This window comes from Desulfosporosinus orientis DSM 765, assembly GCF_000235605.1.
Taxonomy (GTDB): Bacteria; Bacillota; Desulfitobacteriia; order Desulfitobacteriales; family Desulfitobacteriaceae; genus Desulfosporosinus; species Desulfosporosinus orientis.
Genome location: NC_016584.1, coordinates 730,906 through 743,317, shown reverse-complemented (window position 1 = coordinate 743,317; position 12,412 = coordinate 730,906). Strand labels below are relative to the sequence as shown.

The window sequence follows — 12,412 nt, the reverse complement described above, 5'->3', positions numbered from 1 at the left end:
AGGCCTTGCTTAGAATACTTGAGAGCGGATCTCTGCAACTGCCTGAATTAAACGATCATTTTCCTCCGGCAAGCCGACACTAATGCGCAGGCACTTCCCCAGCTGAGGTAGATCTCCCATATTCCGAACCAAAAAGCCTCTTTTTAACAATTCAGAAGCCCATTGATCAGCATTCTGCGGCTTGAAAAGAATGAAATTAGCCTTAGTCGGATAGACAATAAGATCAGGAACCTCTTGTAAAGCTGCCTGCAGCTTTTGAGTTTCAGCCTTGATCTGTTGAATCTGCTCCTGATACTCTGGCAAATACCTTAAAGCCAGGATACCGGCTCTTTGACTGAAGGAATTGACATTAAAGGGCGGCCTAACACGATTAATTAAGTCAATGGTTTCCAGCTGCCCGACTAAATACCCTAAACGAAGACCGGCCATGCCGAAAGCTTTAGAAAAGGTTCGCATAATCACCAGATTAGGGTAGTTTTCGATTTCAGAAATCAGACTTTCCCCGGAAAACTCAGCGTAAGCTTCATCTACAACTACAATTTTGCCGCTTTCCCCCACGATTCGGAGAATGTCTGCTCTGGGAAACAGGGACCCCGTGGGATTATTTGGGTTACAGATGATCACGATTTGGGCTTCCGGAGCCTTGGCTGACTGAAGCATCCCCTCTGTGTCCAGATCAAGTCCGTTCAGCAACGGCACCGATACAACCTCAGTCTCTGTCAAGCGGGCATAAATCTGGTACATCCCGAAAGTGGGCGGATGGATAAGCAAGGATTTTCCTGCACCGCCAAAAGTAAGAAGAAGCATTTGGATTAATTCATCCGAGCCATTGCCGATTAAAATACTTTCTGGTGGGGTTGCCGTGTATTTGGCAATATGAGTCTTAAGCTCCTGACCTGTGCCATCAGGGTAACGATTAAAGGCAAGTTGTTCCGAAAGCAAGGCTTCCCTCATTTCCGCAGGCCAAGGGAATGGATTTTCATTGGCATCCAGCTTTATACACTCCGGCAGGTGTTGGGTCTTGTAAGGTATGAGCTCCCGAACTGCCGAACGAACGAACTGTCCCAGGTTATTTGACTCAAATTCCATCGTGATATCTCCTCCTCAAGGGTAATCTCCATCTATCGATTTTCTCTAAACTTAATCTTTAAAGCGTATTTCCACAGCCCGGGCATGGGCTTCCAAACCCTCACTGCGGGCCAGTAAGGCAATCTCTTGGGCATCTCTTTTCAAGGCAGCCTCTGAGTAGCCAATAACACTTACTTTCTTCATAAACATATCCACATTAAGGGGGGAATAAAAACGGGCCGAGCCGCCGGTAGGCAAAACATGGTTGGGACCGGCAAAATAATCCCCTACCGGCTCTGAAGAATACCTGCCCAAAAAGACCGCACCAACATTATGCACTTGACCCAGCCAGGAATAGGGGTCTTTAACCACCAGTTCAAAATGCTCCGGGGCAATTTTGTTGGCTAAATCCATGCCTGCTTGGAGATCGGGGACCAGGACGGCAGCTCCGTAGGTATCCCAGGAAGCACGGGCAATTTCTGCCCGGGGCAGATCTTCCAGCTGCCTCTCTACGGCAGCAATAGTTTGTTCTAAAAGTTCCCGGGAGGGTGAAACTAAAATTGCTGACGCTAAACGGTCATGCTCTGCCTGGGAAAGCAGGTCCGCTGCCAATTCTTGAGGAAGAGCGCTCTCATCCGCCAAAATTAAAATTTCGCTGGGTCCGGCGAGCATATCTATGTCTACTGTGCCAAAAACCTTCTTTTTGGCCAAGGTCACATAGATGTTGCCCGGTCCGGTTATTTTATCAACGGGCTGAATAGTTTCAGTACCATAGGCTAAGGCAGCAATTCCCTGAGCTCCGCCGACTTTATACACTTCTGTCACTCCGGCTTCATCAGCCGCCACTAAGACTTCCGGCAGAAGAGTACCATCCTTTCTTGGGGGACTGACCATAACGATTTTCTGAACCCCTGCCACAACCGCCGGCAGAGCATTCATCAACACCGACGAAGGATATGAAGCTGTTCCCCCCGGAACGTAAATACCCACCCGTTTAAGGGGGAGCAGCAGTTGTCCCAGCATACTCCCATCAGTATCCGGTTCCAGCCAGGAGGTTCGCTTCTGCTTCTCATGGAAGCTTAAAATATTCTTTTTAGCTTTGCGCAGCGCCCCTAAAAAATCCTCACTTACTTCCTGATAAGCATCTTTAATTTCTTGAGGGGAAACACGCAGCCCCTGTAGGCGCAGGTTAACATGGTCATATTTCTCGGTCAGCCGGTAGATTTCCTCATCCCCGTTAGCTTGCACCCCTTTGATGATTGCTGCTGTACGTGCCTCCAATTCTTCATCATCACCATAGGATTTACGTACCAGCCGGTTTAAATCCAGATCCTTTAGATTCTCAACTTTCATAGCCTTCTCCCCCATGTTCACAATCACTTATTAAACCCTAACTTCCCTTTGCAGACATTCACGCAAACTCTGCACTAAATCACGAATCCGTTCATATTTCATACGATAAGCAACACGATTGGCAATTAAACGGGTCGTCGCTTCAAGAATTGGTGCCACTTCAACTAAATGGTTCTCTCTAAGAGTTTTTCCCGTTGAAACGATATCCACAATCATTTCAGACAAGCCCACACAGGGAGCAAGTTCCATATTACCATGGAGTTTAATAGGGGTGACCTGCATGCCGATCCTGCTGAAAAAGGATTCTGTTACCCGAGGAAATTTCGTGGCAACCCGCTGATGATTAAGCCCCGTCAAATCGTATTCACCGCTGGGAAGTTTCGGCGGGACACTTGCTTCTAACATGGCAACGACAAAACGGCAATAACCAAATTTCAAGTCCAGCAGTTCTGCCACATCCTTGTTTTCTTCCAGCAAAGTATCTTTCCCTACAAAACCCAGGTCAGCTGCTCCATATTCTACATAGGTGGGAATATCCGTAGGACGACAAATAATAATTTTAGCGTTGCTTTCCGGAAGATCAAAAAAAAGCTTCCGTGAATCTTCATTGACATGACTGCACTCGATCCCAACTCGACTCAACAATTGAATGGAGTCAATTAATAACTTACCCTTTGGTAAGGCAATGGTCAGAAAATCGTTATCCACCCAGGCATCCCCTCTCGATATATAAAATATAAACAGATTTTTATAACATTTTAACGTTTTAGTTAGTTAAAGTATTAACATGCTAATTATATCAATCTCACCATCCTCTGGCAACCCTTTGTTTTGAATTAAAATAAGTCTTAATCCTCTGAATACTTTCTCTGGACCTATCTGTCGACCACATCCAAAAAATTAGGGCATGTCCGAAATTGGCCCGCGCGGGCCAATTTCGGACATGCCCTGGTGAGTTGTCCCCCTTATGGTAGTTACCCCGGTCTGTCTGGATGAACACCGCTGCCGCAGTAACAACCGATGCTACAAATAAAAAACAGAGAGAACCTCAACATCTCTCTGCTTTTACCGTCTTTTGATAAATCATCTTTTAAAAGGCCAGATGATCATCGGTTAAAATCAGTCCCTCAAAACCTTTAATTAATTGAGCCAATTCATTGTTTGTAATAAATCTATCCCCGGATTCAGTGGTTCTGGTAAAATCAATGGTGTTCAAAAGTCCCAAACAACCTCGATTACTAGCATCAATCTCCCGAAAAGCCTTTGACAGGTAGGCTCCCAAATCTTCCTGTTCTCCTGTAACTTCATCCCAGCGAGCCATTTTCGGCACAAACAAGCGGTAAGATTCCCTTTTTTCCAGTTCTTCATCAATCTGAGCCGGAGACAAACCTTTCTCCATAAGCTTGTTGCGTCGTACTTCACGCTCAAGTCTAAACCGGTCATTTAACCGCTTTAAGAACAATATGGCAACCACATATTCTTTAAATTCCTCTGCTTCCCGGTTCCCGCGTAAAGAATCACAAGTCTCATCCAGCAACCGGTCAAATTCAGCAGCGGATAATTTATCCCTCATTATACATTATCCTTTCTTTACAAGGGTTAATCACCAAACTCCATACCCAAGGTCCGAGCTGCAACCAACAAAGGATTGTTTAAAGGCACAAGCTTAATATGGTCAACGGCTTCCTGAAGAGGAACGCGCACAATCTCCTTACCCTGAAGGGCAACCATCACGCCAAATTCTCCTTCCAGAGCGGCATCCACCGCTGCCGTGCCGTAGCGTGTTGACAGCACCCGGTCATAAGCGTTAGGGGAACCTCCCCTCTGCAGATGTCCCAGTACGGTTACCCGGGTTTCCAGGCCATAGTGTTCTTCAAGATCCCGGGCGATTTTAGCGCCGATCCCGCCTAATTTTACAGGATCAATCCGCCCTTTCATCATGCGTTCAACGACCATTTCGCCCCCCAAGGGCTTAGCCCCTTCAGCTGCTACAATAATGCTGAATTTTTTCCCTTGCTTAGCCCTGTTTTGAACACTTAGAGCCACCCTGTTAAGGTTGTAGGGTATTTCCGGAATAAGTATGACATCAGCTCCCCCAGCAACTCCGGCATACAAGGCAATCCAGCCCGCATAACGGCCCATGACTTCAAGAATCATAACCCGGTGATGAGATTCTGCCGTGGTATGCAAGCGGTCTAAAGCTTCCTGAGCCGTATCCACTGCTGTTTGAAAACCGAAAGTTTGATCCGTTGACATCAAATCATTGTCAATTGTCTTGGGAATTCCAATCACTTTAAGCCCTTTATTGGCAAACTTCAGGGCAATGTTCAGACTGCCGTCCCCGCCAATTGCTAATAGGGCATCGACCTGGTTGTTCTTTAAGTTCTCCAGCACATCTTCGGAACGATCCAAAGGCTGAATAACTCCGTTCGGTTTGGTGGGATAAGCAAAGGGGTTGTCGCGATTAGTTGTTCCTAAAATAGTACCCCCTCGCGGTAAAATTCCGGAAACGTCCTTAAGTGAAAGAGGGATAAAGTCCTCCTCAACAGCTCCGCGAAATCCATCTCTGATTCCCAATACTTCAACACCATATCCATGGGCGCTTTTAACGATTGCCCTGATCACCGCATTAAGACCGGGACAATCCCCTCCGCCCGTAAGTACCGCAAGTTTGCGCAACCCTTAACACCTCTTTTTCCACGTGTTTATTTCAAAGGTATTATATAATAAAAATTTCCAGTACAAAAGCATTCTACTCGAAAAGCTGGCGAAGCTTCTCTATTCCATCAATGAGCCTGGGACCGGGCCGGCAGATAGTATGACAAGAGATGGGATAAACCCGGTTTTCCCGAACCGCTGAGATGCGCTGCCATTCTTCGCCGAAGATATCTTCAGCGGTTCTATGACAAATAGGCAGTTTAGCCGGGCAGCCTTTACATTTTTCCGGCAAAGGCTGCCCTTTATTAACCCCGCAAAATAATATTATTTCCGGGTCAAATTCTTCAATCTGCCGCCAGCTTACCTGTACATAAGGCTTGCTCCCATCCAGGTTCATCATTTGAGCTCCTGCTAACTGGAGAGCATCGTACTGAAACGCTTTGGGCCCAGGGGTAATGTAAGTCCCTGTACTCATGAGACGAAAAACTCTTGGCCTTCGCGCAATTGGATTTTGACTCAAAGTCTCTGCTCTGTCCCTCAACGAAGTCACCAGAGGCACTGCCTTGTTTTGAGTTTGAGTCAGGATGCCTAGTTTATTCATAAGGGTAAAGATATCCTCAACTGTTATTGGGGTTGCTGAGAGAACTGGAATATTGCTTTTTTCCAGTTCCCTAATGGTTTTTCTGTGGATGGCCTCATCAGCTAAGACCAGGTCCGGCTCCAGATATAAAATCCTCGTTAGCTGAGGCTGAGCAAAGGTACCTATTTTATATTTAGACTTGGCTTCCTCCGGGAAATTACAGTGTTCGGTTACACCGACAATACGTGTTTCCAGGCCCATGTAGTAAAGCATTTCTGTAGCCGATGGAACCAAGGAAATGATTCTTCTACTCAACACACAAAATCTCCTTAATATTTTTAAGTTGCGCCGCCAATTCTGCTGTCTCCTTCCCCGAAACCCCCAAAGCCAACTCAACTTTTTTACCCTGAGCTCTTAAGGTCTGACATTGTCGAATCACCTTTTGGGCATCTGATCCATAAACCAGTACATCAGCACCTTCAACAACTGGAAGGGGAAACTGTTCCAACAAATTGCCCAGATGTATGGCAAAACCTGTGGCCGGCTGAGGCAGGCCGAAATCGGCGTAGAGAGCATCGTAACGTCCTCCCTCAACTACCGGAAAACCTATTCCCGGAACATAGCCCTCAAATACGGCCCCGGTATAATAGGAAAAGCCGCGGAGTATGCCTAAATCTAAGGCAACATTGGCCTGTACTCCGAAGTCCTCCAAATATCGATAAATGGTTCTTAAGCTTTCTACAGCCTCCCTAATGGCCGGCCGTTCGCTCCAGCCCAGGACCTCATCCAGAATTTCCTCTCCTCCCCTAAAATGGGGCAGCCGCAGCAGCAGTTCCTGAACCCGTTCCGGCAGACCGCTTTGTCTGACACAAAGTTCAACACCTACCATATCCTTACGGGCTAACACTTCTTCCAGCTTAACCCGTATCCCTTCATCAACTCCGGCTTCCAGCATCAGTCCCGAAAAAATACCCATATGGCCCAGGTTGAACTGATAATTCTTCAAGCCTAAACCGGCAATGGCTTCAACGGCAAGAGCAATAACCTCCGCATCGGCAAGCTCTTGATCGGAACCTACCAATTCAACTCCCACCTGGCGAAATTCTCTATGTCTCACATTAGAATTCCGATAAACGTCAGCTCCATAACACAAGCGCAGTGGAAATTCTCCACCGCGCATACGTGTGCTTACTAAGCGGGCAATAGGTATGGTCAGTTCCGGCCGCAGGGTCAGAATATGTCCTTCACGATCGAAAAATTTATATAGCAAATCTTCTTGTTCCACATCAGGCTGAACACAAGCAGAATACTCCAGTGTCGGTGTTAATATTTTCTGATAAGACCATTGTTTAAAAAGTGTCAGTATCTTTTCTTCTAAACTCTCTTGTACAGCGATTTCCTCAGGCAGTAAATCCCGCATTCCTTTGGGAATACGCAATCCTAAATTTGTTCTCTGCATTATGACTCTCCTTCACTGCTGTCTTTTTTTTGATTCTCTTGTTCCTGCAAACGCCTCAAAATCAGCTGATAGCCATCAGCGCCAAAATTCAAACAGCGTTTTACCCGGCTGATTGTCGCCGTACTTGCTCCCGTAACTTCAGTAATAGTGGTATAGGTCTCATTTCGCTGCAGCATTTTAGCCACTTCTAAACGCTGGGCTAAAGATTTTATTTCTGCGACCGTTGCGATATCTTCAAAGAATCGATAACACTCTTCTTTGTTCCTAAGCAACAAAAATGCTTCGGCCAGGGCATCTGTTAAGGGATTCTGTAAACGCTCATCGCTGGACATAGCCATTTCCTCCTCAATAGTAGAACAAGATCACTGTCTCCCTTTAATCTATTAAAGCGTTATGCTCTTGTCAAGCCTTTTCTCCGTAAATTTTACCCCTTGCAACCCTATCTTCTCTATGCTAAAATACATACAGTTCATAATCCTAAAGACACAATAAAACCTCATAAAAGACTCTTATTCAGAGTAGGTGGAGGGACTGGCCCGATGAAACCCGGCAACCGGCATTTATGCACGGTGCTAACTCCTGCAGAGAAATCTGGGAGATAAGAGGAAAACCGAATGGTACTCCGCGGGTTTTCTTCGCGGAGTTTTGTTGTGTGTAATTAAGTCATAAAGGAGGTGCGCTTTTGATTCAGATTAAACAATTAGTTAAAAAATACTCATCCCGCCAGGGTCAGGTTGTCGCCCTTGATCATGTTAATTTGCATATTTCGCCGGGATCAATCTACGGTATTATCGGTTTAAGCGGCGCCGGGAAGAGCACGCTGGTACGCTGCTTAAATCTCCTTGAGAAACCCTCAGGCGGTGAAATCATTGTTGCCGGGCAAAACTTGACTGCTCTTTCCAGTAAAGAACTTCGCAAAGCTCGCCAGAATATCGGCATGATCTTTCAGCACTTTTATCTCCTCCAATCCCGGACTGTAGCTGAAAACATCGCCTTCCCCTTAGAAATTGCCGGAACTCCAAAAAAGGAAATTTCTCAAAGGGTCAAAGAGCTGCTGCATCTCGTCGGCCTGGAAGACAAAGCAGCTGCTTACCCAGCACAGCTGAGCGGCGGCCAAAAGCAGCGAGTTGGCATTGCCCGAGCCCTTGCTACAAAACCCCAGGTTCTCTTGTGCGACGAAGCCACATCAGCCTTAGACCCCCAAACCACCCTTTCAATTTTAAATCTCCTGCGGGATATTAACCAAAAACTCGGCTTAACCATTGTCATGATTACCCATGAGATGAAAGTTATCAAAGAGATTTGCACTGACATAGCGGTAATCCACGAAGCTCATATTGTAGAAAACGGTCCAGTCGAGTCTGTTTTCATTAAACCTCAGTCCGATATTGCACGTCAGTTTATTTCAACAATTTTTCCCAACGAACTGCCAGAGGACTTATTAAAGGAACTGGCCACCCATCGTGACTCAGAGATTGTCCGCATTCAATTTCTCGGTTCCAGAGCTTCAGATCCGATTATCACCGATTTGCTGCGCACCTGTGATGTCCGGGCGAATATCCTCTATGGGAGCATCGATCATTTAAGATCCACCCTCTTTGGCACATTGACCCTGGAACTGCAAGGCAGCCCGGATCAGCTTCAAGAAGCCCGGCGCTATTTAGCATCCAGAGATTTAAACGTGGAGGTGGTTCAAAGTGGCTTGGGCTGATATATTCCAACTTTTTCTTCCGGCAACGGGTGAAACCCTCTATATGGTTGCTGCTTCTACCATTCTGGCTTACCTGATCGGACTCCCTTTAGGAATTATTCTGGTTGTAACCTCACCCGGCCATATTTTGCCCAACCCATGGGTTGAACGAACCCTGGGTACTGTCATTAACATCTTGCGTTCTGCTCCCTTTATCATCTTATTGGTCGCCTTAATCCCTTTCACCCGGGCAATTGTCGGCACGTCTGTTGGTACAACCGCCGCCATTGTTCCTCTCGTGATATCCGCTGCTCCCTTTGTGGCCAGAGTAGTGGAAAGTTCTCTGAAAGAAGTTCCTCATGGTGTCATTGAGGCGGCACTGTCCATGGGAGCATCTCCCAGACAGATTATCCAAAAAGTGCTTCTGCCCGAAGCAAAGGCCTCACTTATTTTAGGCGTTGCCATCACGACCATTAGTGTCATAGGTTACACAGCCATGGCCGGAGCAGTTGGCGGAGGCGGATTAGGCGACTTAGCCATTCAATATGGCTACAACCGTTTCCGCACCGACATCATGATCGTCACCGTGGTCATTCTTGTCGTGATCGTTCAAATCATACAGTCTCTCGGAACCACTTTGGCACGCAAACTCACTCATTAAATGAAAGATAAGAATTGGAGGAGAAGAAATGTTAAAAATCAAGAACCAGCGCTGCTTAACTATTTTCATTGCTGCATTAGTCACTCTTTCCCTCGTACTGTCCGGCTGCGGCAGTAAAACCGAAGCTCCCAAAAGCGGGTCCGACTCATCAGCTGCCACCGTACTGAAAGTCGGAGCAACCCCCATCCCCCATGCTGAAATCTTAGAATTCGTAAAACCTGCCCTGAAAAAAGAAGGAATTGACCTGCAAATCGTGAGCTATACCGATTATGTTCGTCCGAACCTGGACTTGGATACAGGAGACATTGACGCTAACTTTTTCCAACACACCCCCTATTTGGAGTCTTTTAATAAAGATCATTCTTTAAATAATGTATCCATTGCTAAAGTACACATCGAGCCCATGGGTGTCTATTCCGACAAAATTAAAAAGCTTGACGACCTAGAAGCAGGAGCTACCATAGCAATTCCAAATGATCCTTCCAACGGCGGCCGAGCTCTGGCTTTATTGGCCAAAGCCGGTATTATTACTCTGAAAGACGGCGTAGGAATTATGGGAACTGTCAACGACATCCAAAACAATCCCAAACAGCTGAAGATCACTCCCCTAGATGCTCCTCAGCTGCCCAGAGTACTTCAGGACCCAAAAATCAGCGCTGCTGTTATCAACACGAATTACGCTTTGGAAGGCGGACTAAATCCTCTCAATGATTCCATCGTCATGGAAGATAAAGATTCACCTTATGCTAATATCCTCGTTGTCAAAGACAGCCGGAAAGACGACCCTGCTTTACAAAAACTTGCGAAAGCCCTGACATCTCCTGAGGTTAAAAAGTTCATCGAAGAAAAATACAAAGGATCCATCGTTCCTGCTTTTTAATGAACCACTAACCCAACGGCACAAAAGCTTCAAAGCCACCCCAAAATCAGCATGGGGTGGCTTTTCTATGTATTAATATTATATTATTAAAATTTATAATTACGTCCTCAAAATTCAGGTGCGGGAAACTTAACCGTAACCACAGTTCCAGTCTCTTTAGACTTAAAATCCAGAACTGCCTTATGCCGTTCAGCAATTCTTTTACAGGTTGCAATTCCTAATCCTGTCCCTTGTTCTTTAGTAGTCAAAAAAGGAGTGCCTAACTTATCCAAAACGGCAGGATCAACTCCTCCGCCTTGGTCACAAACCCTAAGTACAATATCATTATCCCATTGATAGGTCTGAATTGTCAGAGTTGTATTTTTAGGCATTGCCTCAAGCCCGTTCCTTGTTAAATTTAGAATCAATTGCCGCAGCTCATTTTCGCTTCCTATTGAATTGGGAACTTCCCTAAGCTCAAAAACAATTTTCTTGTCTTGATTAATCGCATCTGCCGTTAAGAGGGGTGCAAGGGCTGTGACAGTTTTTGTTATATTGATCAATTCAAACTGATAAGATCCATCTTTCGCCAAACCTAAAAAGTCCGTTAGAATGGAAAGGGCTCGATCCAATTCATCCCTCATGAGTTGATAATAATCATGGTAGTCAATCGTCTCTTTTTTGGATTGAAGCAATTGCAAAAAACCACGAACTGTGGTCAGGGGATTCCTGACCTCGTGAGCAATACCTGCTGCCATTTCTCCCACTATATTAAGCCTTTCAAAACGAGCCATTTCTTGATCAGCACTCCGTCTATCCGTAATGTCAAGAAGTACCTTGAAAATTAATCTAGACCCATTGGCATCTATAAAAGGCTGAGAATACACTTCATAAATGCGGTTGTCAAAAACCATCTCTTTCCAGACCGGTGTAAGGCTCCTAAGCACATGAGAACTCATACAATCGGTACAAGGCAAGGATTTGCCGGCGATAACTTCATAGCAGGCTTGCTCAAGGCAGGCACCAAATTTTGCCTGGAAAGCCTCGTTTGCAAAACGTATCTTATGATTTTCTTCCTGAACATAGATTAACCCCGGAAAACTATTGAATAACGAATATAGACGATGATTCTCTTCTTCAATAGCTTTTTCAATTTTTCGTTTTTCCTCTATGTTGCGAAGGAAAATGGAGATCCCATTGCCAGTAGGGTAAATGCTCACTTCAACCCATTGTTTTATGGATTGGGCAAAAGTTTCAAATCGAGTGGGCACCCTATAATTCATAACCTTTTCACAAGCATCATTAATGGCTTTGCTAAATCCCTCGTAAACTTCCCAATAATCACGTCCCACAATATTGCCGCTAAACCCATTAGCTTCAAGGGCTTTAACCATTGCCTTATTGGCATAGGTAATAACCCATTCACGATTAACGGCTTTAAAATAGTCTTCAATACTGTCAAGGATATTAAACATTTCTTCATTAATCTTTGCTAACTCATTTTCGGCAGTTTCCTTATGCTGGATTTCAATGCGAAGGCGCTCATTTGTCTTTTCCAATTCATCCGTACGAAATTTCACTAAAGCTTCCAAGCTTTCACGATACTTGACAAATTCCTTCCTCTTAAGCTCATTTTCCGTAATATCCCAAATAGAAACAATTCTCAAGCGCCTTTTATTAACTGTAATTTCCCGATTATAGATATGAACAGGAAAACAAGTCCCGTCTTTCCTTACGTGCACGGAATTGTACTCATAACGATCCTGATCGAGCTTTGGTTCAACCTGCAGCCGGTCTTTCTGGTGTCCCGGTGCACAAATCACATCGTAGATTGATTTTCCGATTAACTCGAGGGGCTGATAACCATGCATTTGGGCATAGCGAGGATTGACTCTCAGCATTTTGCCATCGATAGTATCGGCGATGACCATGCCCCAACTATTTTCTAAAAAAAACTTTCCCCAAAACCTATTATCCTCCCGAGCCTCTTCCAAAGCCGCTTCCAGAGATTCAATTCTTTGCTTTAATTCCATGATTTCATTGACTGACATTATTTTTATACCACTTTTCTCACTAAGATTGCG

The 12,412-nt window shown here is 45.3% G+C and carries 12 protein-coding genes and 1 riboswitch; of the genes, 3 read left to right on the top strand and 9 right to left on the bottom strand.

All coding sequences use genetic code 11. From position 1 onward, the window contains the following. Positions 1-9: 9 nt before the first annotated feature. From hisC to DESOR_RS03565, 8 genes are all read right to left on the bottom strand, one after another. On the bottom strand, positions 10-1,089 hold the full coding sequence (hisC, locus tag DESOR_RS03600; protein WP_014183249.1) for a histidinol-phosphate transaminase: 1,080 nt from the start codon (positions 1,087-1,089) through the stop codon (positions 10-12). 51 nt (positions 1,090-1,140) lie between these two features. Further along, positions 1,141-2,421, bottom strand: coding sequence for a histidinol dehydrogenase (hisD, locus tag DESOR_RS03595; RefSeq protein ID WP_014183248.1), 1,281 nt, complete (start codon positions 2,419-2,421; stop codon positions 1,141-1,143). Between the two features lie 30 nt (positions 2,422-2,451). Continuing rightward, positions 2,452-3,129, bottom strand: coding sequence for an ATP phosphoribosyltransferase (gene hisG / locus DESOR_RS03590; protein ID WP_014183247.1), 678 nt, complete (start codon positions 3,127-3,129; stop codon positions 2,452-2,454). Positions 3,130-3,511: 382 nt separating this feature from the next. Next, entirely contained in the window at positions 3,512-3,994 is a 483-nt protein-coding gene (locus tag DESOR_RS03585; RefSeq protein ID WP_014183246.1) for a type I restriction-modification system subunit M N-terminal domain-containing protein, read from the bottom strand. A gap of 26 nt (positions 3,995-4,020) precedes the next feature. Further along, on the bottom strand, positions 4,021-5,100 hold the full coding sequence (locus DESOR_RS03580) for a 6-phosphofructokinase (protein WP_014183245.1): 1,080 nt from the start codon (positions 5,098-5,100) through the stop codon (positions 4,021-4,023). A gap of 73 nt (positions 5,101-5,173) precedes the next feature. Then, positions 5,174-5,977 carry an ABC transporter substrate-binding protein gene (locus DESOR_RS03575; protein ID WP_014183244.1) on the bottom strand — a complete coding sequence of 268 codons (804 nt, stop codon included), beginning with the start codon at positions 5,975-5,977 and terminating at the stop codon, positions 5,174-5,176. Continuing rightward, positions 5,967-7,118, bottom strand: a complete 1,152-nt coding sequence (gene hisZ, locus DESOR_RS03570; protein ID WP_014183243.1) for an ATP phosphoribosyltransferase regulatory subunit — start codon at positions 7,116-7,118, stop codon at positions 5,967-5,969. Before hisZ ends, DESOR_RS03575 begins: the two co-directional genes overlap by 11 nt. Beyond that, positions 7,118-7,450, bottom strand: a complete 333-nt coding sequence (locus DESOR_RS03565) for a YerC/YecD family TrpR-related protein (protein WP_014183242.1) — start codon at positions 7,448-7,450, stop codon at positions 7,118-7,120. Before DESOR_RS03565 ends, hisZ begins: the two co-directional genes overlap by 1 nt. A 174-nt stretch (positions 7,451-7,624) precedes the next feature. Continuing rightward, positions 7,625-7,723, top strand: a riboswitch (SAM riboswitch). A 77-nt stretch (positions 7,724-7,800) separates the two neighbouring features. On the opposite strand from DESOR_RS03565, the gene DESOR_RS03560 reads away from it, so the two are divergent. The 3 genes from DESOR_RS03560 to DESOR_RS03550 are packed head-to-tail and all read left to right on the top strand — an operon-like array spanning position 7,801 to position 10,349. Continuing rightward, positions 7,801-8,829: a methionine ABC transporter ATP-binding protein gene (locus tag DESOR_RS03560; protein WP_014183241.1), complete on the top strand. Its 1,029-nt coding sequence runs from the start codon at positions 7,801-7,803 to the stop codon at positions 8,827-8,829. Beyond that, positions 8,816-9,469, top strand: a complete 654-nt coding sequence (locus DESOR_RS03555) for a methionine ABC transporter permease (RefSeq protein WP_014183240.1) — start codon at positions 8,816-8,818, stop codon at positions 9,467-9,469. Before DESOR_RS03560 ends, DESOR_RS03555 begins: the two co-directional genes overlap by 14 nt. A gap of 28 nt (positions 9,470-9,497) precedes the next feature. Next, positions 9,498-10,349, top strand: coding sequence for a MetQ/NlpA family ABC transporter substrate-binding protein (locus DESOR_RS03550; RefSeq protein WP_014183239.1), 852 nt, complete (start codon positions 9,498-9,500; stop codon positions 10,347-10,349). A gap of 107 nt (positions 10,350-10,456) precedes the next feature. On the opposite strand, the gene DESOR_RS03545 is transcribed toward DESOR_RS03550, so the two are convergent. Next, positions 10,457-12,379: a PAS domain S-box protein gene (locus DESOR_RS03545; RefSeq protein ID WP_014183238.1), complete on the bottom strand. Its 1,923-nt coding sequence runs from the start codon at positions 12,377-12,379 to the stop codon at positions 10,457-10,459. Positions 12,380-12,412: the final 33 nt, after the last annotated feature.